At 71.1% G+C, this 24769-nt stretch carries 22 protein-coding genes, 1 pseudogene and 1 riboswitch; of the genes and pseudogenes, 14 read left to right on the top strand and 9 right to left on the bottom strand.

The window, feature by feature from the left end:
• From HMPREF3086_RS11830 to HMPREF3086_RS11885, 12 genes are all read left to right on the top strand, one after another.
• Positions 1-1587: polyamine aminopropyltransferase (locus HMPREF3086_RS11830; RefSeq protein ID WP_305790937.1), on the top strand; the 1587-nt coding region annotated here is incomplete at its 5' end.
• Positions 1588-1742: 155 nt separating this feature from the next.
• On the top strand, positions 1743-2882 hold the full coding sequence (locus HMPREF3086_RS11835; RefSeq protein ID WP_061228850.1) for a hypothetical protein: 1140 nt from the start codon (positions 1743-1745) through the stop codon (positions 2880-2882).
• 117 nt (positions 2883-2999) lie between these two features.
• On the top strand, positions 3000-5267 hold the full coding sequence (gene secA2 / locus HMPREF3086_RS11840) for an accessory Sec system translocase SecA2 (RefSeq protein ID WP_246830981.1): 2268 nt from the start codon (positions 3000-3002) through the stop codon (positions 5265-5267).
• Entirely contained in the window at positions 5264-6028 is a 765-nt protein-coding gene (locus tag HMPREF3086_RS11845) for a CDP-alcohol phosphatidyltransferase family protein (RefSeq protein ID WP_070722047.1), read from the top strand. The genes secA2 and HMPREF3086_RS11845 overlap by 4 nt, the downstream gene beginning before the upstream one ends.
• 47 nt (positions 6029-6075) lie before the next feature.
• Positions 6076-6480, top strand: a complete 405-nt coding sequence (gene gcvH, locus HMPREF3086_RS11850) for a glycine cleavage system protein GcvH (protein WP_061228829.1) — start codon at positions 6076-6078, stop codon at positions 6478-6480.
• A gap of 122 nt (positions 6481-6602) precedes the next feature.
• Entirely contained in the window at positions 6603-7022 is a 420-nt protein-coding gene (locus HMPREF3086_RS11855) for an oxoglutarate dehydrogenase inhibitor Odhl (protein WP_174521542.1), read from the top strand.
• Positions 7019-7756: a transcriptional regulator FtsR gene (locus tag HMPREF3086_RS11860; protein ID WP_061228828.1), complete on the top strand. Its 738-nt coding sequence runs from the start codon at positions 7019-7021 to the stop codon at positions 7754-7756. The genes HMPREF3086_RS11855 and HMPREF3086_RS11860 overlap by 4 nt, the downstream gene beginning before the upstream one ends.
• 79 nt (positions 7757-7835) lie before the next feature.
• A complete protein-coding gene (locus HMPREF3086_RS11865; RefSeq protein ID WP_061228849.1) occupies positions 7836-8336 on the top strand; it encodes a bifunctional nuclease family protein in 501 nt (166 codons plus the stop codon).
• Between the two features lie 237 nt (positions 8337-8573).
• A complete protein-coding gene (locus tag HMPREF3086_RS11870) occupies positions 8574-9215 on the top strand; it encodes a MerR family transcriptional regulator (RefSeq protein ID WP_061228827.1) in 642 nt (213 codons plus the stop codon).
• A 34-nt stretch (positions 9216-9249) separates the two neighbouring features.
• Positions 9250-9346: riboswitch (glycine riboswitch) on the top strand.
• Between the two features lie 177 nt (positions 9347-9523).
• Positions 9524-12400: an aminomethyl-transferring glycine dehydrogenase gene (gcvP, locus tag HMPREF3086_RS11875; RefSeq protein ID WP_070722049.1), complete on the top strand. Its 2877-nt coding sequence runs from the start codon at positions 9524-9526 to the stop codon at positions 12398-12400.
• 63 nt (positions 12401-12463) lie between these two features.
• Complete coding sequence (locus HMPREF3086_RS11880; RefSeq protein ID WP_061228825.1) at positions 12464-13267, top strand: 8-oxoguanine DNA glycosylase OGG fold protein; 804 nt, start codon at positions 12464-12466, stop codon at positions 13265-13267.
• A 9-nt stretch (positions 13268-13276) separates the two neighbouring features.
• Complete coding sequence (locus HMPREF3086_RS11885) at positions 13277-14125, top strand: alpha/beta fold hydrolase (protein ID WP_061228824.1); 849 nt, start codon at positions 13277-13279, stop codon at positions 14123-14125.
• Between the two features lie 16 nt (positions 14126-14141).
• On the opposite strand, the gene HMPREF3086_RS11890 is transcribed toward HMPREF3086_RS11885, so the two are convergent.
• Both HMPREF3086_RS11890 and HMPREF3086_RS11895 read right to left on the bottom strand, forming a co-directional pair.
• Positions 14142-15698, bottom strand: a complete 1557-nt coding sequence (locus HMPREF3086_RS11890) for a fatty acyl-CoA synthetase (protein ID WP_007629029.1) — start codon at positions 15696-15698, stop codon at positions 14142-14144.
• Positions 15699-15739: 41 nt separating this feature from the next.
• Complete coding sequence (locus HMPREF3086_RS11895; RefSeq protein ID WP_197471380.1) at positions 15740-15988, bottom strand: hypothetical protein; 249 nt, start codon at positions 15986-15988, stop codon at positions 15740-15742.
• 113 nt (positions 15989-16101) lie between these two features.
• Here HMPREF3086_RS11895 and HMPREF3086_RS19635 point away from each other — a divergent pair.
• Positions 16102-16497, top strand: a pseudogene (locus HMPREF3086_RS19635) (YchJ family protein).
• Here the strand turns inward: HMPREF3086_RS19635 and HMPREF3086_RS11905 are convergent.
• The 7 genes from HMPREF3086_RS11905 to HMPREF3086_RS11935 form a co-directional block, all read right to left on the bottom strand.
• Entirely contained in the window at positions 16494-17027 is a 534-nt protein-coding gene (locus tag HMPREF3086_RS11905) for a hypothetical protein (protein ID WP_007629026.1), read from the bottom strand. The pseudogene HMPREF3086_RS19635 and the gene HMPREF3086_RS11905 sit on opposite strands and share 4 nt — an antisense overlap.
• Positions 17028-17079: 52 nt before the next feature.
• A complete protein-coding gene (locus tag HMPREF3086_RS11910; RefSeq protein WP_070722051.1) occupies positions 17080-18081 on the bottom strand; it encodes a TY-Chap domain-containing protein in 1002 nt (333 codons plus the stop codon).
• Between the two features lie 87 nt (positions 18082-18168).
• A complete protein-coding gene (locus tag HMPREF3086_RS11915; protein WP_007629024.1) occupies positions 18169-18984 on the bottom strand; it encodes an NUDIX hydrolase in 816 nt (271 codons plus the stop codon).
• A 59-nt stretch (positions 18985-19043) separates the two neighbouring features.
• Entirely contained in the window at positions 19044-19700 is a 657-nt protein-coding gene (locus HMPREF3086_RS11920; protein WP_070722053.1) for a TetR/AcrR family transcriptional regulator, read from the bottom strand.
• Entirely contained in the window at positions 19697-20155 is a 459-nt protein-coding gene (locus HMPREF3086_RS11925; protein ID WP_083324424.1) for a DUF3817 domain-containing protein, read from the bottom strand. Before HMPREF3086_RS11925 ends, HMPREF3086_RS11920 begins: the two co-directional genes overlap by 4 nt.
• 83 nt (positions 20156-20238) lie before the next feature.
• A complete protein-coding gene (locus tag HMPREF3086_RS11930) occupies positions 20239-22785 on the bottom strand; it encodes a DEAD/DEAH box helicase (RefSeq protein ID WP_070722057.1) in 2547 nt (848 codons plus the stop codon).
• Between the two features lie 27 nt (positions 22786-22812).
• Positions 22813-23763 carry a proteasome assembly chaperone family protein gene (locus tag HMPREF3086_RS11935; protein WP_070722061.1) on the bottom strand — a complete coding sequence of 317 codons (951 nt, stop codon included), beginning with the start codon at positions 23761-23763 and terminating at the stop codon, positions 22813-22815.
• 211 nt (positions 23764-23974) lie between these two features.
• Here HMPREF3086_RS11935 and HMPREF3086_RS11940 point away from each other — a divergent pair.
• A partial coding sequence (locus tag HMPREF3086_RS11940; RefSeq protein ID WP_246830980.1) for a DUF4192 family protein occupies positions 23975-24769 on the top strand: 795 nt, incomplete at its 3' end.

Here is a 24769-nt window from a genome sequence, read left to right on the forward strand (position 1 = left end):
GAGCCCGCCGGACGTCCCGCGCCGCGTGCGGGCCGCTGGTGGCGCCCGATCGTCCTGGCCTCCGTCGCCGCGTGCGCCGCCTGCGGGCTGATCTACGAACTCGCTCTCCTCACGCTCGCGACCACCGTCCAGGGCGGCGGGATCGTCGCCACGAGTCTCGTGGTGGCCGGGTACGTCGCGGCCCTCGGTCTCGGCGCGCTGCTGGCCAAGCCGTTCGTCGACCGCCCGGCGTCGAGTTTCATCGGCGTCGAGGCGACGCTGGGGCTCGTCGGAGGAGTGTCGGCGACAGCCCTCTACGTGACGTTCACGACCCTCGGGTCGGACGCGGCATCTATGGTCACGCTCGTGGTGGCCACCGCCGCGATCGGGATGCTGGTGGGCGCAGAGGTCCCGCTGCTCATGTCCCTGCTGCAGACCGGTCGGCGGACCGGGTCGGCCGAAGCCGGTCGGGTGCTGGCCGATCTCAACGCCGCCGACTACCTGGGCGCGCTCGTCGGGGGACTGCTGTGGCCGTTCCTGCTCCTGCCGTCGTTAGGGATACAGCAGGCCGCCGCCATCACGGGGTTGGTCAACGTCGCCGCCGCGGCGGTGTTGCTCACGCTCGCGTTACGGGGCCTGCTGTCCCGGGCGCAGACCGTCGTCGCGGCGCTGTCGCTGACACTGGTCGCGGCCCTGCTGGGCACGCTGGTCGTCGCTCTCGACGGCGTCACCGAGTGGTCGAGGGCCAAGCTCTACCCGGACCCGGTGCTCTCCCACACCCAGTCCGCGTACCAGGAGATCGTCGTCACCAGGGCGCGTTACAACGGGCGTACCGACCGCCGACTGTACCTCGACGGCACCCTCCAGTACTCGAGCCTCGACGAGTACCGGTACACCGAGGCGTTGGTCCAGCCCGCCGTGGCGAACCGGCCCGGCGACGTCCTGGTGCTCGGGGGCGGCGACGGTCTGGCGGCCCGGGACCTCCTGGCCGTGCCCGGGGTCCGGCGGGTGGTCCAGGTGGAGCTCGACCCGGCCGTTCTGGATATCGCCCGCACCGAACTGCTCCCGGACAACCGGGGGTCTCTCGACGACCCGCGGGTGGAGGTCGTGGTGGACGACGCCTTCGCGTGGCTGCGCCGGGGCGGCGACAGGGCGGTGCCGCCGGGCGGTTTCGGGGCGGTGCTCGTGGATCTGCCCGACCCGCGCAACGCCGCCCTGTCCCGCCTGTACTCCGAGGAGTTCTACGGCCTCGTACGCGGGGTGACCGGCGAGAACGGTCTGATGGTCGTCCAGTCGGGGAGCCCGTTCTCCACGCCGCGGCAGTTCTGGAGGACGGTGGCCACGGTGGGCTCGGCCGGGTGGGGGACGACCCCGTATCACGTCCATGTCCCGACGTTCGGGGACTGGGGCTTCGTCCTGGCCTCGGCCGACGGTGACGCCCCGGATCTCCGGCTACGCCCCGACGTCGGTGGACTGAGGTTCCTCGACCCCGGAACCCTCGAGGCCGCCGGCCGCTTCGGGCGCGACGTGGCGCCGATGCGGCTCGAGCCCTCCACACTCGACCGGCCACGGATCCTCGACGACGCCCGGCTGGGCTATGAACGGTGACCGACGCGGCGCCGGTGCGCGGCCCGCGGGGGAACACGGTGCGCGGCCCGCGGGGGAACACGGGGCGTGGCCCGCGGGGGAACACGGGGCGCGGCCCGACCGTTGTACCCCGATGAAGGCGGGCCGACAGAGTGGACACGGGCGAGGAGGGGCACATGGCGGATGAGCGCGGGCCACGGACCGCACGGGACCGGATCGTGTCCGATGTCGACCTCATGTGCCGGGGCGAGGGCCGACCACCGGTCGCCGAGCTGTCCGACCGGTCGGCGTTGCTCGTCGCCTGCGGCCTCGTCGAACCGCGGATCTGCGATGTGGTGCTGGCCCGGCTCCACCGCAACCTCCCGTTCCCCACGGTCGGTGGTTTCCACCAGGTGCGCATCATCGAGGAGCAACGGCACGATCTGAGGAGGACGATCGACAGCCCCGCGCCGTCGATGCTGCGGATGGCCCTCCGCACCCGCCTGGCCGACCTCGACCGCAGATACCTGGTGATGCGCACGGGCTTCACCCGGGGGACCGGGGTGTGGGCGTTCCGGGTCAAGGACATCCGCGCCGACCGCCGCCGCGGCGTGCATCTGGACACCGATGACCGCGGGCGGCTCTTCGACGCGCTGGCCTCGACGCCGACCATGGCGCCGGTGCCCCTGGTGCCCCGAACGCTCGGCGAACTGGGCACGGTCGCCGCGGCCTACGGCCAGCGCGAGATGGGCCGGGTGGTGCTGCCGCAGCGCGTGCAGAACGCAGTCGCGTCGCTACCGTCGCTGCCACGGATCCGCGCGGACCGTCGCCGGATCCCGGAGATGTACACCGCGATGTTGATGGAGGTGGGCGGGCTCTACGACCGGCTACAACGGGCGTACGGCCGGGGCGGACGCGCGGTGGAGGAGATCCGCCTGCAGTTCGACGCCGAGACCGAGGTCGTGGGACTCGCGGGTGATCTGTGCCGACTGCGCGAGGCCTCCGCCTCGGCGGGTGTGCCTCCGGCTCGCGACGGCTTCACCACGCTGACCGGACTCGGCGCCTCCATCGACGGAGTGTGGGCCGAGGTGGTCGATCGCGCGGTCGCGTTCCGTGAGCTCGTCGAGTCGGTGGAGACCCGCGCCGAGACCGCGGTGGCCGAGGCGGAGAGGCTCGCCGGAATCGCCCGCGACAACGGCGTCCGGCCCCCGACCGCAGCCCACCGCCCGACGCCCGCCGACCTCGCGGCCGAGCACCTCGCGGCGCGCGCGGGGGACCGGATGCTCTCGACCGAGGCCATGCGCCGACTACGGGGGCAGATCGACCCCGATCGCTGATGCGGCGACCGGCGGGCCGCGGCCCCGACGGTGCCGGGCCCTGCGTACGGTGGGGGCAACTGTTCGTGACCGGGAAGGACTCCACGCGTGGGACTGGCCAACCGCTTCTGGAAGCTGATGGGCTCCACCCAGGGACGCGACACGTCGCGCGCCCAGAGCGCGGTCGAGGCCTCGCACGGGTTCGACGACTGGGCGGCGGGACTGGACGACGGCGAGTTCGCGGACGCCGCCCACGGCCTGCGCCTCTTCGGTGATGCGCCGGAGGATCTCGCGCGGTTCCTCGCCCTGGCGAGGGAGGCGGCCGGCCGGGCCGTCGGCCTACGCCCGTTCGACGTACAGCTCCAGGGCGCTCTCCGGATGTTCGCCGGCGACGTCGTGGAGATGGCCACGGGCGAGGGCAAGACGCTGTCCGGCGCCGTGGCGGCGGCCGGGTACGCACTGCAGGGACACACCGTCCACGTCATCTCGGTCAACGACTACCTCGCGGCCCGCGACGCCCGGTGGATGGGACCGATGCTCGAGCTGCTGGGCCTGTCGGTCGGCCACGTCACGGAGTCGTCGACGCGTGACGAGCGCCGCGCGGCCTACGCCTGCGACATCACCTACGGTTCGGTGTCCGAGATCGGGTTCGACGTCCTGCGCGAGCAACTCGTGACCGATCCCGCCGACCTCATCTCGCCGACCACCGACGTCGCCCTCGTGGACGAGGCGGACTCCGTCCTGGTCGACGAGGCGTTGGTTCCCCTGGTGCTCGCGGGATCCACGTCCGGTGAGGCGCCGACGGGGGAGGTCCTGGCGGCGGTGCGGAAGCTACGACCCGGCCGCCACTACGAGACGGATTCAGAGCGTCGCAACATCTTCCTCACCGACGACGGGGCGGAGGCCATCGAAACCGAACTCGGGATCGAGGACCTCTACGACGCCGACCACGTCGGCACGACCCTGGTCCAGGTCAACGTCGCCCTGCACGCGTGCTTCCTGTTGCGCAGGGACGTCGACTACATCGTCCGCGAGGGCCGGGTCCAGCTCGTCAACGCCTCCCGTGGACGCGTGGCCGAACTCCAGCGATGGCCGGACGGGCTCCAGGCCGCGGTGGAGGCCAAGGAGGGCGTCGCGGTCTCCGAGGCGGGACAGATCCTCGACAGCCTCACGGTCCAGGCGTTCATCGGCCGATATGACAAGGTGTGCGGCATGACCGGCACCGCGCTGGCCGCAGGTGCGCAGCTGCGCGAGTTCTACTCCCTCGGGGTGTCCCAGATCGAGCCGAACACGCCCAACATCCGTGTCGACGAAGCCGACCGCACCTACATCGACAACGACAGCAAGAACCGCGCGCTGGTCGAGCACATCGCCGCCGTCCACGCCACCGGGCAGCCGGTGCTGGTCGGCACCCACGACGTGGCCGAGTCCGAGGCGTTGGCAGCCCGGCTCGCGGAAAAGGGCGTCCGGTGCTCGGTTCTCAACGCCAAGAACGACGAGGAGGAGGCGTCCATCATCGCGGAGGCCGGCGACGTCGGGCACGTCACCGTCTCCACGCAGATGGCCGGCCGCGGGACGGACATCCGGCTCGGCGGATCCGACGAGGCCCGGCGCGACGAGGTCGTCGCGCTCGGCGGACTCCACGTCGTGGGCACGGGCCGGCACCGCACCGAGCGGCTGGACAACCAACTGCGGGGCCGGGCCGGGCGTCAGGGCGATCCGGGCAGTTCTGTCTTCTTCGCAGCGATGGACGATCCGGTGGTGACGTCGGCGCTCGAGCCGGAGAAGATCCCCACCGCCCACGACAGGATCACCGGGCTGCTCAAGGGCAATCGGGGGCGGGACGCCGTCGACCACGCGCAGCGGGTCACCGAGGGGCAGATGCTGGAGATCCACGCCAACACCTGGCGGTACAGTCGGCTCCTCGCCGAGCAGCGCGAGATCCTCGCCGAGCGCAGGAGCGCTCTGCTCCGCACGGAGAAGGCGTTCGAGGAGCTCACCGCGCATGATCCCGAGCGGAGTGCGCGGCTGGTGGAGGCACACGGACGCGACGCGGTGGTCCGGGGGTGCCGCGAGATCATGCTGTGGCACCTCGACCGTGGCTGGGCTCGTCACCTGGAGACGATGACCGACGTCCGCGAGTCGATCCACCTCCGCGCCCTCGGCCGGGAGAACCCCCTCGACGAATTCCACCGCATCGCGATCGACCACTTCCGCGATCTCGCGGCAGACGCGGTCCGCGAGTCGGAGGCCACGTTCGCGGAGATCGAGTTCACTGCCGACGGAGTCGATCTGGAGGCCAATTCCATGGCGCGCCCCACGTCGACCTGGACGTACATGGTGCACGACAACCCGATGGCTGCCGGCGGTAGCGTCTTCTCCGGGATGATGTCGACGTTCCGATGAGTGCGGCACGCGAGGGAGGGCGCGAGACCGACCTGAGGGAGTGGCGAACCGGCGAGGCTCGGGTTCTGGGCGCCCGCATCCCGCCACCGCGGGGCGGGCATCTGTCCGCGGCGGTCCCGCCCGGCCTGGGGCCCGAGATCCCATCGCGCGACCCGCGGGTCAGCGACCGCTTCTGGACCCTGCCCAACGCGATCTCGCTGGGTCGGATCGCCCTCATCCCCGTGCTGATCGTCAGCATCCTCGTGTGGGACGACGCGATGCTGGCGCTGTGGCTCCTCGGCGTCCTGGTCGTCTCGGACTGGCTGGACGGCAAGATCGCGCGACTGTGGAACATGCGCTCGACGTGGGGGGAGCGGCTCGACCCCATCGCCGACCGGATCCTCGTGGCGGCGGTTCCGGTCACGTTCGCGCTGGCGGGTTTCATCCCCGCGTGGATCGTCGTCGTGCTCGTCGCCCGCGACCTGCTGCTGGTGACCACCCTGCCGGTCTACCGCCGGCGCGGCCTCGACCCGGAGGTCACGTACCTCGGCAAGGCGGCGACGTTCGCGCTGTTCTGGTCGTTCCCCTTGCTGCTGGCCGGCTACGCGGACGCGCCCGGCGGCGAGGGGTTCCAGATCATCGGCGAGGCATGCCTCTACTGGGGTGTCGGTCTGTACGTCTGGAGCGGTGGCATCTACCTGTGGCAGGCACTGAACATCGTCCGCGCGGTTCCCCTCCGCCGGGCTCGATCGGCTGCTGTGGGCGGGCGCGACGGTGTGTAATGTCGCCAGATGGAATTCGTAGTGAGCCACTCGAGAAGGGCGCGTCAGTGAGCGATCAGAACATCCCCGACCAGCTCCGGTACACCGATGAGCACGAGTGGGTGGAACGGGTGTCGGACACGCGGGTGCGTATCGGCATCACCGAGTACGCGCAGTCGAAGCTCGGCGACATCGTGTTCGTCCAGCTGCCCGACGTCGGGGGCGAGACGGAGTCGGGTGAGCCGTTCGGCGAGGTCGAGTCACCCAAGAGCGTCTCCGACCTGTACGCGCCGCTCAGCGGCAAGGTCGTCGAGGTGAACACCGCGCTCGAGACGTCCCCCGAGCTGGTCAACTCCGACCCGTACGGGGAGGGATGGATCGTCGTTCTCGAGATCGCCGATATCGAGGACCTTGAGGCCCAGCTCGAGCAGACGCTGGACTCCGACGGGTACGCGAAGATCACGGAGAGCTGAGCGGATCGCCGACGCCCCCGGACCCCGCGGGCGACGACTCCGACATAGAATCAACTGCACCGTACGGTGAGCCCGCTGACGGGCTCGGACGAGGAGAGACCAACGTGACCGAGAACAAGAACATGCCCGAGGCGACCGCCGAGACCACCTCCGTGTTCCGTGCCGAACTCCTCAACGAGTCCGATCAGCAGTCGGCGCAGTCCGATTCCGCGGTGACGGGTGTCGAGGGTCTCCCCGAGGGGCAGGCCCTGCTCGTCGTCAAGCGCGGCCCCAACGCGGGTTCGCGGTTCCTTCTCGACCAGAGCACCACCTCCGCCGGTCGTCATCCGGACAGCGACATCTTCCTCGATGACGTGACCGTGAGCCGTCGGCATGCGGAGTTCCGCAGTGAGGGCGAGACCTTCACCGTCGTCGACGTGGGCTCGCTCAACGGCACCTATGTCAACCGTGAGCCCGTCGACTCCGCGTCGCTGTCCAATGGTGACGAGGTCCAGATCGGCAAGTTCCGCCTGGTGTTCCTGACGGGTACGCCCGGGCAGTGACAGCCGCCGGACAGGGCGCCCCGAAAGAGGAGGAGTTCCTCTCCATCGGAGGTGTCATCGCACTTCTGAGTCCGGAGTTCCCGGACCTCACGGTGTCGAAGGTCCGGTTCCTCGAGAACGAGGGGCTGGTCACCCCTGAGCGCACGGCGAGCGGTTACCGGCGCTTCAGCGTCGAGGATCGGGAGCGCCTGCGGTACGTCCTGACCGCCCAGCGCGACAGGTACCTGCCGTTGAAGGTGATCCGCCAGGAGCTCGACGCCCTCGACGCGGCGATCGCCGACGGGTCGACCACGGCGCTCCGGCCGCGGCCCGGCGCAGACGGCGTGCCCGGGTCGACGCCGGACGATTTCCGCAGCGACACCGTCAAGCGTCTCACCCGGGAGAACGTCATCGAACAGTCCGGCGTCGACGCCGGGCTCGTGGACGCTCTCGTCGACGCCGGCCTGATCGCCGCGGGGCCCGGTGGGTTCTATGATCCCGAGGCGGTCCTCATCGCCCGCACCGCGCACGATCTCGCCACCCACGGGGTGGACGTACGCCACCTGCGGAGCTTCAGGACCGCGGCCGATCGTCAGACCGGGCTGATCACCCAGATCGCCGGCCCGGTAGCCCGCCAGGGCGACGCGGACGCCCGGGACCGGGCCGCCGAGCTGGCGCGGGAGATCGCCGCACTGTCGGTGTCGTTGCACTCGACCCTGGTGACCGTGGCCGTGAGGCACGCACTGGAGCCCTGAGGGCCCCGCGTCCGCTCGCGCCGAACCGGATCAGGGCTACGCTGGTGACGTGGGAGAGGCGGAGAACATGGGGAAGAACATGCGAGAGGTCGACGTCGTCGGTATCCGTTTCGAGGAGCCGGAGTACGCGCCCGTACTGATCCTGCACGAGAAGGACGGTGGGCGGTACGTGCCGATCTGGATCGGCGCGTCCGAGGCCGCGGCGATCAGTCTCCAGCAGCAGGGGGTCCAGCCGAGCAGGCCGTTGACCCACGACCTGCTGGCCACGCTTCTCGAGACGTTCTCCCACCCTCTGGAGAAGGTCGAGATCATCGGGGTGTCGGAGGGGACGTTCTTCGCGGAACTGGTGTTCGCGAACACCCGTGTGTCGGCGCGCCCGTCCGACGCGGTCGCTGTCGCGCTCCGCACGGCCTCGCCCGTCCTGGTCAGTCCCGAGGTGCTCGACGAGGTCGGCATCTCGCTCGTCGAGCAGGGCGAGGAAGAGGTCGAGGCCTTCCGTGAGTTCCTGGACCAGGTGAGCCCGGACGACTTCCTCGGAGGCGGCGGGCCGGCCGAGAATCCCGGCGGATCCACCTCCTGAGCAGCGGATTCGGCGGTCCCTCCAGTCACTGCTGCACCAACTCGCAGGTGACGAATGAGCCTAAAGTTCAACTTGAGGTTGAGGTTTACCGCGTGTCCTATTGATAGTGGACCGCGGCGGGCATAGCGTTGCCCCCAGTGAACTACACCGATGGTGTTCACGCGTCCAGGATCCGGGTCTCGTCCCGGTACCGTGCCGCCCCGAACGAGGCGGCACCCGCAGCTTGAGGGAGCAATCGTGGCCGACCACACCCGGGTCTCGGAGCCGTCCGACGCCGTACCGAACACGCCGAGCCTCTTCGGTGACGCCGTCGAGGGGACGCAGGCGTCCTTCGACGAGGTGCAGCCCGGACTGTTCCCCGACGACGGGATCCCGGACGGCACCAGCGGGTACCGGGTGCCCATCGCGTGCCAGATCGCCGGTATCACCTACCGTCAGCTCGACTACTGGGCACGCACCGACCTCGTCGTGCCGTCGATCCGGAACGCCGCCGGATCGGGCAGCCAGCGCCTCTACTCGTTCAAGGACATCCTGGTCCTCAAGATCGTCAAGCAGCTGCTGGACACCGGGATCTCCCTGCAGAACATCCGCAAGGCCGTCGATCAGATCAGGTCGCGGGGTGTGGAGGACCTGGCCACCATCACCCTGTTCTCCGACGGCCGGACCGTATTCGAGTGCACGTCCAAGGAGGAGGTCTTCGACCTGCTCCAGGGCGGCCAGGGGGTGTTCGGCATCGGGATCGGCGGCGCGATGCGTGAGCTCGCCGGCTCGATCTCCGAGTTCCCCGCGGAGACGGTGACCGAGGACGACATCGTCGCGCCCGTGGAGGACGAGCTCGCCGCTCGCCGCCGGGCCCGCGCCTCACGCCGTACCGGCTAGTCGGCCGTCGTCGTCTAGACTCGGCGGTGCGTTCACGCGTCCCACGGGAGAGCTCCGCGGCCATGGCCGCGGGCGCCGAAGGAGCAACTCCTCTCCGAGAATCTCTCAGGCACCCGGACCGTGCGGTCGTCGAACGCCTCTGGAGAGCGGTGGAACAGACCACCCGCCCACGGGGAAAGCGGGGGTCCGTCGTGAGGGTCCCGCGAATCTCTCAGGCGCCGGCACCCGTCCGGCAGGGGACAGAGCGGAGAGGGAGCACCGGCCCGCAGGCCGCCTGTCCGGGCGGCCCCGCCACCTGAGGAGCACCTGTGACGACGACCCCCCACACTGCCCGGACCGGAGGCGAGTTCGTCGCCCGCCATCTGGGCCCCGATGCCGAAGGACTCGCGCGGATCCTGGACACCATCGGCGTCGGCTCCCTGGACGAGCTCGCCGAGCGCGCCGTCCCCTCGGTCATCCTCGACGAGGTCGGCTCGGACGGACGGGCGGCAGGCATCAACGCGCTCCCGGAGCCGCTGTCGGAAGCCGACACCCTCGCGGCGCTGCGGGCGCTGGCCGACCGCAACACCGTCGCGGTGTCCATGATCGGGCAGGGCTACTACGACACCCTCACGCCGCCGGTGCTGATTCGCAACATCATCGAGAGCCCGGCCTGGTACACCGGCTACACCCCGTACCAGCCGGAGATCAGCCAGGGCCGTCTCGAGGCGCTGCTGAACTTCCAGACGATGGTCTCGGACCTGACCGGCATGGACATGGCCAACGCCTCCATGCTCGACGAGGGGACCGCCGCGGCCGAGGCCATGACGATGCTGCGACGGGCCAACCGCTCGTCCAAGAGCCCCCGCTTCGCCGTCGACGCCGACATCTTCCCCCAGACCGCGGCGATCCTCGCCACCCGCGCCGAGCCCCTCGGCATCGAACTGGTCACGGCGAACCTCGTCGACGACGGGCTCCCGGACGGCGAGTTCTTCGGGGCCCTGGTCCAGACCCCCGGTGCCTCCGGCCGCGTCGCCGACGTGGCGCCCCTCATCGAGAAGTGCCACGAGCGCGGCGTCATGGTCGCCGCGGGCGTCGACCTGCTGGCCGCGACGGTCCACACGCCGGCGGGGGAGAAGGGCGCGGACGCGTGCTTCGGCACCACGCAGCGGTTCGGCGTCCCCATGGGTTTCGGCGGGCCCCACGCCGGGTTCCTGGCGTGTCGCTCCGCGCACGCACGCAATCTCCCCGGCCGGCTGGTCGGTGTCTCGACGGACGAGGACGGGCGCGTCGCCTACCGACTGGCCCTGCAGACGCGGGAGCAGCACATCCGTCGCGAGAAGGCCACGTCCAACATCTGTACCGCGCAGGTCCTGCTGGCCGTCCTCGCGGCGATGTACGCCTCCTACCACGGCGCGGAGGGCCTCACGGCCATCGCCCGGCGCGTCCACGCCCATGCCGCCGCGCTCGCCGACGGACTCCGCGCCGCCGGGGTGGAGGTGCTGCACGACGCGTTCTTCGACACCGTCCGCGCCCGCGTGCCGGGCCGCGCCGACGAGGTGCTCGGCGCTGCCGCCGCGCGCGGCGTGAACCTGTGGAAGGTCGACGACGACACGGTGTCCGTCTCGTGTGACGAGGCCACCACCGCCGAGCACGTGGGGATCGTCCTCGACGCGTTCGGTGCCGACGCCGCCCGCACCGAGATCACGGTCGACCCGACCCACGGTGACCGCACGAGCGAGTTCCTGCAGCACGAGGCGTTCGTCCGCTACCGCACCGAGACGGCCATGCTGCGGTACCTCAGGGCGCTGTCCGATAAGGACATGGCGCTGGACCGGACCATGATCCCGCTCGGTTCGTGCACCATGAAGCTCAACGCCACCACCGAGATGGAACCGATCACGTGGCCGGAGTTCAACCGGCTCCACCCCTTCGCTCCGGCCGAGCAGACCGCCGGGATCCGCGAGCTGATCGGAGACGTCGAGCAGTGGCTGGTCGACATCACCGGTTACGCCGCCGTCAGCCTCCAGCCCAACGCCGGCAGCCAGGGCGAGTACGCGGGCCTGCTGGCCATCCGCGAGTACCACCGCTCCCGCGGCGACGACGACCGGACGGTCTGCCTCATCCCGTCCTCGGCGCACGGGACGAACGCGGCGTCGGCCGTGATGGCCGGCATGAAGGTGGTCGTGGTGGCCTGCCGCGAGAACGGCGACGTGGACGTCGACGACCTGCGGGCGAAGGTCGACAAGCACGGTTCCGAGCTGGCGGCGATCATGATCACCTACCCGTCGACCCACGGCGTGTACGAGCACGACATCGAGGACATCTGCGCGATCGTCCACGACGCGGGCGGCCAGGTCTACATCGACGGCGCGAACCTCAACGCGCTCGTGGGCGTCGCGCGTCCGGGCCGGTTCGGCGGCGACGTGAGCCACCTGAACCTGCACAAGACCTTTTGCATCCCGCACGGTGGCGGCGGACCGGGCGTCGGTCCGGTGGCTGTAGCCGAGCACCTGCGCGAGTTCCTCCCCGGCCATCCGCACGAGTCCGGGCTGGGCTCGGGCGGCGCGGTCTCGGCGGCGGCCTTCGGCTCCGCGTCGATCTTGCCGATCACCTGGGCCTACATCCGGATGATGGGCGCAGACGGCCTGCGCACGGCCACGCTGACCGCGATAGCGAGCGCCAACTACCTGGCCCGACGCATCGGCGAGCAATTCCCGGTCCTGTACTCCGGCGAGGGGGGCTGGGTCGCGCACGAGTGCATCCTCGACCTGCGCCCGCTCATCGACTCGGTCGGCATCTCGATCGACGACGTCGCCAAGAGGCTTGCCGACTACGGGTTCCACGCGCCCACCATGAGCTTCCCGGTGCCCAACACCCTGATGGTGGAGCCGACGGAGAGCGAGGACCTGGCCGAGCTCGACGCGTTCTGCGAGGCGATGGCGGCCATCCGCGCGGAGATCGACCGCGTCGCCGCCGGCGAGTGGACCGTGGAGGACAACCCGCTGCGCGGTGCGCCCCACACGGCCGAGAGCGTCTCCACCGACGAGTGGGACCACGCGTACCCGCGCAGTGTCGCCGGCTATCCCCTCGGTTCGGCCTGGCGGCCGAAGGTCTGGCCCGCCGTCCGCCGGATCGACGGCGCGCACGGAGACCGGAACCTCGTCTGCTCCTGCCCGCCCCTCGAGGCGTTCGCGCAGGACTGAGCGGCGGCCGCGGCCGGGCTCGGGGTCCGGGAAGTGTCGTACCCGTATGACACCGTGCGGGGCATGACCACCACCGGACCCCGCCTCGCGCCCGAACTACCCGCGGACTGTCTCGACTGGTGCCGCGCCCAGCCGCCCGCCCTGCTCGTCGCGGACGAGTACGTGGAGATCGACCTCGACCGCTGGAACCTCCGGCTCGCGGAGAGGGGGATCGACCTTCGTCTCGTCGCGGGAGGGCCCGACGGCGGGATCGTGCAGTCCGGGTCGGGCTACCTGCGCAGGAGTGATCTGTGGGCGGCGGGCCGCCGCGCCCGCGGTAGCCTGGAGGAATCCGTGGTGACGCTCTACATGTGCGCGGCCTGGCTATCCGCCCACCCGCTGCGGTCCGGCGTGAGGCGGGGGCTACCCGACTTCCGTGTCCCCGCCAGGGACCGTGCCGGGTGGCGTTCGGTGTCACCCCATGGTTTTCCCCTGGTGCTGCACGAGGTCGTGGACTGGCTCGACGCGCCGGTGGAGGCCATGAACCTGCTGCGTCACGGCGCGCCCGGGGGCGCGGGCCGCGGCGTCCCGGACCTGGGGTATCCGCTCGCCTCGCTCTACCTGTCCTCATTGGGCATGGCGTGGTCTGCGGAGAGCATCGTGCCGGTCGACCCCGCCGGGATCGGGACTCTGGTGCACGCCGGGTGGACCGAGATCGAGTCCTCCGCGCGGCTGACGCCCCGGCGCTACCAGCGTTACCTCGACGTGGTCGCCACGTGGGCGAGCGAGGCCGCGGTCGATCCGCTGGTAGTGGAGATGTGGCTGGTCCACGACTGGAACGAACGGCGCGCCCGGGAAGTCGCCCGCGGTGAGCCCCGGACCGGTTAGGGTCCGCGTATGGAACCACGCACAGTCTCAGTGGACGTCCCGGTCGGCGCGCTCGACGTGCTGGTCTGGGAGGGGAACGGCGGGGCGCCGGCCGAGGAGCCGGCGCGCACGGTGCTGGCACTGCACGGTTTCCCCGAATCGGCGTGGGAGTGGAAGGGTGTCGCGGAGAGTCTCGCCGGGCAGGGCGTGCGGGTGATCGCCCCGATGCAGCGCGGGTACTCACCCGATGCCCGGCCGGAAGGCGTCGATGCGTACGCGATCGAGCACCTGGCCGACGACGCGCTGGCGGTGATGGACCGCTTCGGGCTGGAGCGCGGGCACGTCCTCGGGCACGACTGGGGCGCGTGCGTCGCGTGGTGGCTGGCCGCCCACCACGCGAGCCGGGTCGCGAGCCTCACGGCCATCTCCGTGCCGCATCTCGGGGCGTTCGGCCACGCGATCAAGTCCGATCCCGACCAGCAGGCGCGGTCGGCCTACTTCGGACTGTTCCGGCAGGAGGGCAAGGCCGAGGACGTGCTGCTCGAAGGCGGGGCCCGCCGCCTGCGCGCCATGTTCGACGGGCAGGTCCCGGACGATCTCGTGGGCCGACACCTCGAGGTGCTCGGGGACCGGTCCGCCCTGACGGGAGCGCTCAACTGGTACCGCGCGATGAGACGCTACGAGCTGCCCGACGTCTCCGTCCCCACCACCTATCTGTGGGGCGGTCAGGATCCGGCGATCGCGCGGAGCGGGGCCGAGGCGACGGCGGCCAGGATGACGGGGGAGTACCGGTTCGTCCCGCTCACCGACCGAGGCCACTGGCTGCCCGAGGAGGACCCCGCGCTGGTTGCGCGCGAGGTCCTGGAACGGCTCGGCTGACCGCCGCCCGCCCGGCTCACCCCTGCCGGAGTTCGCGCTTGAGCAACTTGCCGGACTGGTTGCGGGGCAGCTCGTCGACGAACACGACGCGCTTGGGCACCTTGAACGGTGCCAGGTACTCTCGCGTGCCCGCGATGATCTCGTCCTCAGTGGCCTCCGCGCCGTCCTTGAGGACCACGACGGCAGTCACCGCTTCGATCCACTTCGGGTCGGGCGTACCGATGACCGCCACCTCCGCGACCCGCTCGTCCTGGTACACGGCGTCCTCGACCTCGCGGGAGGCCACCAGGACACCGCCGGTGTTGATGACGTCCTTGATGCGGTCGACGACCTCGATGTACCCCCCGGCGTCCCGCACGACGAGGTCCCCGGAATGGAACCACCCGTCACGGAACGCCTCGCGGGTGGCGTCGGGCTTGTTCCAGTAGCCCCTGCACAGCTGCGGGGAGCGGTAGACTACCTCGCCCCGCTCGCCGTCGGCGACCTCGAGTCCCGACTCGTCGACCACCCGGGCCTCGACGAAGAAGACCGGTCGACCCGCGCTGGCCGGCCTGTCGTCGTGCTCCTCGGGGCGCAGGACGCAGGCGAGCGGGCCGATCTCGGACTGGCCGAAACAGTTGTAGAACCCCAGTTCCGGGTACCTGGCCCGCAGGCGCTGCAGAACGGTCACGGGCATGATCGAGGCGCCGTACTGGGCCTTGCGGAGGCTCGACAGGTCGCGACGCTCGAGGTCCGGGTGGGACGCGAGGGGGACCCAGACGGTGGGTGCGAGGAACAGGGAGCCGATCCCGTCCTCTTCGATGCGGCGCAGGATCTCGGGGACGTCAGGGGCGGCCATCAGGTGCACGGTCGCGCCCAGTGACAGATACGGCATCGCGAACACGTGCATCGCCGCGGAGTGGTAGAGCGGCATGGTCACGAGCGGCTCGTCATCGGCGGTCAGATCAAGGGACAGGATGCAGCTGAGGTACTCGTGGACCAGCGCGGAGTGGGTCATCATCGCGCCCTTGGGCCGCGAGGTGGTACCCGAGGTGTACAGCAGCTGGGCGAGGTCGTCGCCGGAGGCGGGCGAGTCGACGGGCGTGACGTCGCCGGTCTCGAGTGCGGTACCCAACACGGTGCCGTCGGGTGCCTCGCCGGCGGCGGGCTGCAGCGCGAGGGGTGTCAGGGCGGGCAGGCCGTCGAGGACCGCATCGAGAGTGGGCGCCTGGGCGGGGTCGACCAGGACGAGCGAGGCCCCCGAGTCGGTGAGCAGGTACTCGAGCTCACCCCCCGTGAGGGCGTAGTTCACGGGTACGTGGATGTAACCCGCCCGCGAGGTCGCGAGGAAGGCGATGAGGTAGGCGTCCGAGTTGACGCCGTATGCCGCGATGCGGGCGCCGTCCTCGAGACCGTGCCCGGCGAGCAGGGTGGCGACGCGGTCGACGGCGGCGTCGAGGGCGGCGTAGGTCCAGCGACGATCCGCGAAGGTCAGGGCGACGCGGTCGGGGAACCGGGACGCCGATCGGCGCAGGGTGGCGTCAATGGTGTCGGAGGCGGCGGTGGAGGGGGCGAGTGAGGGGGTGTCGGTCATGGTCCGACCTTATAGCGGCGTGCGTCGGCCGGGTCGTGAAGTCAGTCGTCCGAACGGAGCAGCTCGAGGACGGCCGGTGGGATGGCGCCGTCGGCCTCGCGCGGCGTCCACTGCTCGCTGGGGACCCACTGGGAGCCGCAGCCCCGGCACGCGAACAGGGGCTCGCCGCGGCGCTCGACGGGCGTGCGGTTCCAGTTGCACAGGTCGCGGCAGGACCGTACCCGCAGGGCGGCGAGGTCCGGGTCGGCGCGGCGCCGCGCGAGGGAGCGGAGGGAGGCTAGTCCAGACATGTCACTGTTCACGATAGTCCGGCGGGGGCAGCGGGGTCCGCGTCGCGGGGGTCGGCAGGGGTGGCCTCGTACGTCGGTAACCTGGGCGGATCATCGGGGAACGGAGCAGACGGATGAGTGCGTGCCCGTGTGGCAGTGGGATCGATCTCGGGGCGTGTTGCGGCCCGCTCGTGGAGGACGGGGTGCCCGCGCGGACGGCGGAGGAGCTGATGCGCTCGCGCTATACGGCGTTCGCGCTCGGACAGACGGACCACCTCTGGCGCACGTAACATCCGCGGACGCGTCCGCCGGTCGTGGAGGCGTCGGGTGTGGAGTGGACCGGGCTCACCGTCCTGGAGGTGGTCGCCGGGGGCGAGGGTGACGACGACGGGGTGGTCGAGTTCGAGGCGAGGTACGTCGAGCCCGGCGACCGGGGGGTGATGCGTGAGCGTTCCCTGTTCGAGCGCAGGGGAGGGCGGTGGACGTACGTCGCGGCGGATCCGGCGGGAGCGGGCCCGGCGGGTGACTAGGACGGCGTCGGATCGACGGGCTGTCGCGTCACCGTGATCGATCCGATCGTGGACGGGCTCGTCAGGTCGATGCGGCCGACCCTGGCTCCACGGGGCACGGTCCACGCCACCATGCCGTTGATCTCCTGCCCGGGGGTCGTCATCACCGACGGGACGAGCGGGTCGGGCACTGTCCCGGAGGGGTCGGTGATCCGCTCGAACGGCCGGCCCGACGGGTCATAGGCGGTGAGGTCCTCGGGGCCGATCTCCGGTTGGCCGGCGGACTGGACCGCGCGCACGTCCACGACGAGGACGGGGTCCGGGTACGAGGAGGACTGCACGAATCGCAGGTTCGACACGGTGACGGTGGCGTCCCAGTTCTCGGCGGACACCGGGAACGGCCGGTCGAACTGCTGGGAGGTGGGCAGCGGCCCGCTCGGTGCGGCGGCTGGGGCGGGTACTCCGCGTCGTTCGTCGTCTCCGACGAGCGAACAGGAACTGGTGAGCATGGTCGCTGCGGTGACCACGGCGACGAGGGCGGCGCGACGCATGGGCACTCCTGTGGCGGGATCGGGCGCCGGGCCCTTCCCGGCGGTGCCGATCCTACGTCTCACCGGTGCCGGGATCGTCGGAGGCGCGCAGGTCGCGGGAGTTCCCGCCGGCGACTCGTCGCGCGAGATCGGGGTAGACGTCGTCGAGTTCGGCGGTGATCTCGGCGAGGTGGATCTTGAAGTTGACGGGGACGAACACCCTGTCGACGAACTCCGACTCGGCCGTGATGGTCGAGCCGTCGAACACGTACCGGCACCACAGTGAGTCGCGGTTGAGGATCGCGACCTCGGTCTCGGCCGCCGCCGCGTCCTGCACCCCGGTCACCAGCGGGCTGCGGAACACGATGAGGGGGAGGGAGCGGTGTGCGCGCACGAAGAGCAGGACACAGCCCGCGGGAACGGTGAACACGTCGTGCTCGTCGGGGTGCATGCGTCTGCGGTAGACCTCGGCGAGCGCCGCGCCCACCGCCCTGGTCGCCTGGTCGGGGTCGGTGATGGGTTGCGGGCGGAAGTCGTCCTCGTCGCCGCTCCCGTGTGGTTCCGTGGGGCCGCCGGGGCGTGCCGCGCTCGCGTCCGCGGGATCCGGGCCGGACGCCGCAGCCCGGGCGTCCGGGTCGTCGACGTCGGCCACGTCGTGGAGGAAGACCGGATGTCGGATTCCGAAGACCTGCTCGAGCGTGCCGGCGACGAGGTGGGCGAGTTCGGTGGCCCGGTCCGTGGGCAGGGCGACCTGGGGCCCGGGTGTCGGCATCGCCGTCGCCTCGGCGTCCGCGGCCCGCCAGCCGAGCGCGGCCAGTTGCGCGAGTTGCGCGGGTCGCAGCGGGGCGGGGGCGTCGTCCGATCCACCCCCGGAGACCTCGGCCTCGAGTCGCCGCTGTCCCACCGCGGTGAAGCGGATGAACGGCGTGAGGGGCGACGGCGCGCCGAGGACGGGCACCGCCAGGTCGAAGGTGGCACCGGGGATCAGGTCACGCAGGAGATCCGCCAGGCGGGAGGCGAACCGGTCCCACCCGGCGGCGATCGACGCGTCCACGTCGAACTCGAATGCCGGCATGCTTGGCAGTCAACCATCGAGTCACCGCGCCCGTCAGCGGTTCGGGCGGTGTCCGACCCGCAGGGGCCGGGGATCGTCGGCGCCCGGTCAGGCGTTCTCGCGCGCGTGCCCCGCCTGGTGGTCCGCCCAGTACTCGTCGGAACCGTCGAAGCCCACCCGGATGCCGCCGCGGTGCTCGATGATCTCCGGCTCGATCGGTGAGATCGTGCGTTCCGCCGCCAGGGCGGCGGCGACGTCCGGGAACTCAGACAGGTGACGGAGCTGGGTCCAGGTGGGAGGGAGGAGCATGGAGTGACCCGCGCGGAAGTCGGCGAGCAGGTCGACCGGGCGCGCCCACATGGTGAGGTCGACCTCGGTGGTCTGGTCGTCGGGTTCCTGACCCACGGGCAACGCGGCGAGGAAGAACCGGGTGTCGTACCGGCGGGGCTCGACCGACGGGGTGATCCAGTGGTCGAACGGGCGCAGACGATCCGCGGCGAGGGACAGCTCCTCGCGGGCCAGGAAGGCACTGAACGACAGCTCGTGGGCCTCGAGCTCGGTGCGCGCCGCGTGGTACCGCCCCGCGTCGGAGACGGGCGCGCCGTCCCGGTGGTCGGCGAGGAGGACGCCGCACTCCTCGAAGGTCTCGCGGGCGGCGGCGCAGACCAGCCGCCGTGCGCGCGGTTCGTCGCAGCCGAGGCGCTCGGCCCACCACGCGGGGGCGGGGCCGGTCCAGGCGAGGTCGGGGTCGTCGTCGGCGGCGTCGACGCCACCCCCGGGGAACACGGTCATCCCGCCGGCGAAGGCCATGCCCTTCACGCGGCGCGCGACGAACACCTCCGGGCCGGCATCGGAGTCGCGGATCACCATCACGGTGGAGGCGTCCTTGACGGGGCGGGCGGTGGTCTGGTCAACCTCGGTCATGAGGTCAGTCTCGCCCGCCGCGTAGTGACACGCGCCACCGGGGTCCGCTCACGGCCCCGTCAGACCGTCGAGTCGACGCCGTCGCCGGGGTCCGACGTGGAGCCGCCCTCGGGGTGGTCGGTCAGTACGCCGTAGAGGACCCGCCGGACGTGCACCTCGAGTTCCCTGCGTCCCTCGCTGGCGGAGGAGCGCTCGACGCCGCACCGCACGATTGTCATGTAGAGGACGTCGAACACGGTCTGGGCGGCGCCGGCCATGTCCGCGGGTGTCACCGCGCCGCCCGCGTACCCCGCGAGTACGGCGGCGATGAGTTCCCGCAGCTCGCCGAGGATGCGTTGCGCTTCGGCCCGGTGGGGGCCGGCCTCCCCGAACAACGTCTCGCGGTGATAGGCGGCGATGTTCTCCGGCTGCCTGTCGAGCGCCACCAGCAGGGGCTCGCACAGGACGACCAGGTCCTCGACCGGGTCCCCGGTCTCGGGAACGGACTCGACCATCGCGCGGAACTCCTCGTTGGCGACCATGCACAGGAGTTCGCCCTTGGACTGGGCGTAGCGGAAGAGCGTCCCCGTCCCGACCTCGGCGCGGTCGGCCACCTGCTGGGTGGTGACGGTCGAGTAGCCGTGCCGGGAGAACAGTTCGAGGGCGGCGGCGTGGATGCGCCGCTGCTTATCGGCCTTGTTGAGCTCGCGGCGGCCGGGCTCGCGGGTCTGGCTCACGAGAACCACTCGGTGGGCGGGCCGGCGGTGACCAGCAGCGAGAACACGATCGCCACCACGATCAGGGTGACCAGCAGAGCCACGACGGGCGAGCGTAGCGAGAAGGCGAGTACCCGGTCCGCCGGGCCGTCGGGTCGGTCGCCGCCCGGGCCGAGCCGCCACGGGCCCTCGAGCAGGCCACGGCGCTCGACGGACCGCTCGAACGGGACCGTGGCGTACGGGATCACCGCCGAGGCCAGACCGAGGATCCCGGTGCCGGCGGACCAGCGCTTGTCCGTCCACACCGCCAGGGTCGCCACGACGTAGCACAGGAACACGAATCCGTGGACGCCGCCGCCCACCGAGGTGGCCCAGTCCTGTCCGAAGCCGTATTTGCCGATCATCCCCAGTATCAGGAGAGTCCAGGTGACCACCTCCGCCAGAGCGAGTCGCTTGTAGAGAACGCGGGGGGTCACAGCAGGCCTCCAGTCATCGGGTGGGGGTTCGTCGGACATCGTACGGTCCCCGGCCCGGTGGGCGGCCCCCGGTCGGTGGCGACTCACCTGTGAAGTGCGAGTGAGGCGAAGCGGACCTCGCCGGCCTCGTCACTGGCGGCGAGATCCACCACGCCCTCGATCGCCCAGCCGTGGTCGCCCTCGGGGTCGTCGAGCACCTGGCGGACCCGCCACGTCCCCGGCGCCACCGTGGGGCCCGACTCGCTCACGGTGAACAGCGCCGGGCCCCGCGCGGCGGGCCCGGTCCCGATCTCGTCGTACTCGTCCCAGTAGGCGTCGATCTCCGAGTCCCAGTCGGGGTGCTCGGACACGTCGGTGTCCAGTTCGGCGAGTCGTTCGATGTCGTCGCGGGCGAGCAGCTCGACGCGGCGGAACATCGCGTTACGCACCATCACCCGGAACGCCCGCGAGTTCGCCGTCACCGGGCGGGTTGCGCCCGCGGTCTCGCCGAAGGCCAGCTCGGCGACCCGTTCGGAGGACACGTCGGGATCGGTGAGCAGCTCCCACTCGTCGAGCAGGCTGGAGTCGACCTGCCGGACCAGTTCGCCCAGCCACTCCACGAGGTCGTCGAACTCCTCGGACCGGCGGTCGGCGGGGACGGTCTGGCGCAGCGCGCGGTAGGCGTCGGTGAGGTAGCGCAGGACGGCGCCCTCGGACCGGCCGAGCCCGTACGCCGAGACCAGGTCCGAGAAGGTCATCCCGCGCTCGACCATCTCCCGGATGACCGACTTTGGGGACGGTTCGATCCCGGCCACCCACGGGTGCCCGGCCCGGTACGCGTCGTAGGCGTCGGCGAGGAGGTCGGCCAGAGGCTTGGGCCAGGAGATGTCCTCGACCAGTTCCATGCGCTCGGAATACTCGACACCGTCGGCCTTGAGCGCGGCGATCGCCTCGCCGCGTGCCTCCCGCTGCTGGGCGTAGAGGATCGGGCGCGGGTCATCGAGAACGGCCTCGATGACGGAGACCAGGTCCAGCTCGGGCGTCGGGGAGTCGGGGTCGAGGACCTCCATCGCCGCGATCGCGAACGGCGCCAGGGGTTGGTTGAGCGCGAAGTCCCGTTGGAGATCGACCGTCAGCCTCACGTGCCGCCCGTCGTCGTCCGGTTCGGCCAGGCGCTCGACGATCCCGGCGGCCTCCAGCCCTCGGAACAGCTCGATGGCGCGCAGGACGTGGTGGCGCACCCGCGAGCGGGTCTCGTGGGAGGACAGCAACAGGTGCCGCATGTGGTCGTAGCAGCTGCCCGGCCGGGAGATGATGTTGAGCAGCATCGAGTTGCTCACCTCGAAGCGGCTGGTCAGCTGCTCGGGCCGGGCGCCGACGAGTTTGTCGAACGTGGACCGTGACCAGTTGACGAAACCCTCCGGGGGCTTCTTCTTGGCGGCCTTGGCCTTCTTCTTGGGGTTCGCGGCGGCTTTCGCGGCAACCTTGGCGTTCTCGATCTCGTGCTCGGGGGCGAGCACCACGACGAATCCCTCGGTGTCGAAGCCGGCGCGTCCGGCGCGCCCGGCGATCTGGTGGAACTCGCGCGCCTTGAGCACGCGCTGTCGGCGGCCGTCGAACTTGGTCAGGCCGGTGAACAGGACGGTGCGGATGGGGACGTTGATGCCCACGCCGAGGGTGTCGGTCCCGCAGATGACGGTGAGCAGGCCGTCCTGCGCCAGCCTCTCGACCAGCCGCCGGTACTTGGGGAGCATCCCGGCGTGGTGGACGCCGATGCCGTGCAGCAGCAGCTTGCGCAGGGTGCGGCCGAAGGCGGTGGTGAACCGGAAGCCGCCGATCTCGTCGGAGATGGCGGCCTTGCGCTCCTTGTCGGCCACCGCGAGCGAGGTCAGCGCCTGGGCCTGTTCGAGCGCGGCGGCCTGGGTGAAGTGGACGATGTAGACGGGGGCTCTGCCGTCGCGCAGCAGCAGCTCGACCGACTCGTGGACGCCGGACAGCGCGTACTCGAACGAGAGCGGCACCGGGCGCTCGGTGCCGCCGATGTAGACGCACTGCCGACCGGTGCGCCGGTGCAGGTCCTCCTGCAGCCAGTCCACGTCGCCGAGCGTGGCGGACATGAGCAGGAACTGGGTGTCGGGCAGTTCGATGAGCGGGACCTGCCACGCCCAGCCCCGGTCGGGCTCCGAGTAGTAGTGGAACTCGTCCATCACCACCTGCCCGATCTCGGCGCCCGCCCCTTCGCGCAGCGCGATGTTGGCGACGATCTCGGCCGTCGCGCAGACGATGGGGGCGTCGGCGTTGACGGCGGCGTCGCCGGTGAGCATGCCGACGTTCTCGGCCCCGAACACCTCGCACAGCGCGAAGAACTTCTCGCTCACGAGCGCCTTGATGGGCGCGGTGTAGTAACTGCGCTGACCGCGGGCCATCGCGGCGAAGTGGGCGCCGAGGGCGACCAGGGACTTGCCTGACCCGGTGGGGGTGGCGAGCACGACGTGGCTCCCGGCGGCCATCTCGAGTACGGCCTCCTCCTGGGCCGGGTACAGCGTCAGACCCCGGTCCGCGGCCCAGGCCACGAACGCGTCGAACACCGCCTCCTCGTGGAGGTCGGCGGGAACGTCGTCGAGATCGGTGAGGAGTTGGGGCAGCTGCACCCGGCCGAGCCTAGTCGCCGGCGGGCGTCACCCGTCGCGTTGCGGGTCGTCGCCCTGCCCGCCGTCGCCCGTCTGCTGGGCGAGGAACCGCTCGAACTCCGCTCCGATCTCGTCGCCCGACGGCAGTGGCTTGCCGCCCGGGTTGAGGGAGTCGGAACCGAGGCGCGTCTCCATGAACTCGTCGTACTGCTTCTCCATGAGCTCCACGGCGGTGAGGATCTCGGGGCTCTGCGCGATCTGCGCGTTGACCTGGGCGGTGAACTCCTCGGCGGCCTTCTCCAGCTCGGCGGTGGGCAGCTCGAGGTCGGCGATCTTGGCGATGCTGCCGACCAGGTGCAGCACGGCTGCCGGGTAGGCCGTCTGCGACAGGTACTGCGGCACGTGCACGGTGAAGCCCGCGGAGGGAATCCCGTGTTCGGCCATCCGCAGCTCGAGCAGGGAGGTCACGTTGCCGGGCACCGAGAACTCGCCGGGCCAGGCGGAGAACCCCTTGATGAGGTCCACATCGCTGGCGTGGGCGCTCGAGTTGGTGGGCCGGGTGTGGGGGACGCCGAGGGGCATCGCTCCCAGTCCGATCGACATCCGGACCCCGAAGGACCCGGCGAGGTCGATCACGGACTCGGTGAAGCCGTCCCACTTGAGATCCGGCTCGAGCCCGGACAGGAGCAGGAAGGACGTTCCGTCGGAGGCCTTGACCGCGTGCATCTGGATGGTCGGCTCGTTGTAGTCCGCGAAGCGGTCGAACGAGTACTTGAGATGCGGGCGGCGCGAGCGGTAGTCCACGAGCTCGTCGACGTCGAACTCGACGATGAGCTGGGAGTCCAGGCTCTCGCGGAGATACTCGGACACGCCCTGGATCGCCAGTCCGGCATCGGAGAAGCCCTCCAGTCCGTGCACGAGGACCGGCCCGCGGCCGTCCTCGGAACGCAGGTCGGGAACGGGTTCGATCAGTCGGTACAGATCGCTGTGCCTGGCCATGTCGACTCCTCTCGTCACCACACCCCGTCCGTCGGTGGCGGGGTTCGCCCGGTCGTCCATCCGGGACGGGGGGTTCACCACTGTCACAACGTCACCACCCGCGAGATGATTCCCGCGCGATCCCCACAGGCCCCGTCTCCCTCCACAGGCGGCCGTCGGTCCGGCGTCCCGGGGCGGGGAGCGGCCGCCGGGGTGGCCGATGGTGGGTCCGGTGCACGACACCCGCGGACCGCGCCACGACGGGGCGTGGACGCGCGAGACGAACGGGCGGCGAGCGATGACGACGGGCGAGTTGAAGGACGAGGGCGGCACGGACGGGCGGGCGACGGTGGTGATCACCTCGCCGGAGGAGCTGATCGCCTCGATACCGGCGATGCTCGGCTTCCCGCCGGGGCCGGGGTCGGTGGTGATCCTGTGCGGTCGCACCGCGGACGGTGGACAGGGGCCGGTGGTGCGGATGGACGTCGACGGGCTGCTGGACGACGGCCGTGGATTCCCCGGGGACGACGATCTGCTCGACGACCCCGACGACCTCCACGACCCCGGCCCGGCGCGGGGACTCGCGCGGTTCTGCGCGCGGGAGGGCATCGACTCGGTGCACCTGGTGGTGGTCCACGAGAACTGTGCGGACGGGTATCTGGCGGGGCTGCGTGCGGAGGACGCCGCGTCGGCGTTCGAATACTGGCTGGGCGAGGCGGGCACCGGGGTGGAGGCGGCCTACGGAGTCGGTGAGTTCGCCGAGGGGGAGCCGTGGGTGGATCTGTTCGGGATGACCCGGGGTGTGCAGATCGACCCGGACACGACGCAGATCGCCGCGGTACACGCGTACGACGGCCGCGTCCGGGCCGGCTCGAGGGACGAGATCGACCGGTTGTACCTCGTCCGCGACCCCGACGCGTGCGACGAGGACCGCCCGGATGACGCCGTCGTGGGCGGTGCGGGAGAGGTGGACGCGGCCGACCCGGGTGGCGAGTCCGCAGGGGGGCGCGACCGGCGCGCGGAGCGG

The sequence above is a fragment of the Dietzia sp. HMSC21D01 genome, from assembly GCF_001815995.1.
GTDB lineage: Bacteria > Actinomycetota > Actinomycetes > Mycobacteriales > Mycobacteriaceae > Dietzia > Dietzia cinnamea.

Coding starts and splice junctions, on each gene's coding strand:
- secA2 (WP_246830981.1), top strand. CDS start 3,000: ATGGGCTCCACCCAGGGACGCGACACGTCGCGCGCCCAGAGCGCGGTC.
- HMPREF3086_RS11935 (WP_070722061.1), bottom strand. CDS start 23,763: ATGGCCAGGCACAGCGATCTGTACCGACTGATCGAACCCGTTCCCGAC.
- HMPREF3086_RS11905 (WP_007629026.1), bottom strand. CDS start 17,027: ATGCGTCGCGCCGCCCTCGTCGCCGTGGTCACCGCAGCGACCATGCTC.
- HMPREF3086_RS11895 (WP_197471380.1), bottom strand. CDS start 15,988: ATGTCTGGACTAGCCTCCCTCCGCTCCCTCGCGCGGCGCCGCGCCGAC.
- HMPREF3086_RS11910 (WP_070722051.1), bottom strand. CDS start 18,081: ATGCCGGCATTCGAGTTCGACGTGGACGCGTCGATCGCCGCCGGGTGG.
- HMPREF3086_RS11915 (WP_007629024.1), bottom strand. CDS start 18,984: ATGACCGAGGTTGACCAGACCACCGCCCGCCCCGTCAAGGACGCCTCC.
- HMPREF3086_RS11880 (WP_061228825.1), top strand. CDS start 12,464: ATGACCACCACCGGACCCCGCCTCGCGCCCGAACTACCCGCGGACTGT.
- HMPREF3086_RS11890 (WP_007629029.1), bottom strand. CDS start 15,698: ATGACCGACACCCCCTCACTCGCCCCCTCCACCGCCGCCTCCGACACC.
- HMPREF3086_RS11865 (WP_061228849.1), top strand. CDS start 7,836: ATGCGAGAGGTCGACGTCGTCGGTATCCGTTTCGAGGAGCCGGAGTAC.
- HMPREF3086_RS11835 (WP_061228850.1), top strand. CDS start 1,743: ATGGCGGATGAGCGCGGGCCACGGACCGCACGGGACCGGATCGTGTCC.
- HMPREF3086_RS11855 (WP_174521542.1), top strand. CDS start 6,603: ATGCCCGAGGCGACCGCCGAGACCACCTCCGTGTTCCGTGCCGAACTC.
- HMPREF3086_RS11845 (WP_070722047.1), top strand. CDS start 5,264: ATGAGTGCGGCACGCGAGGGAGGGCGCGAGACCGACCTGAGGGAGTGG.
- HMPREF3086_RS11885 (WP_061228824.1), top strand. CDS start 13,277: ATGGAACCACGCACAGTCTCAGTGGACGTCCCGGTCGGCGCGCTCGAC.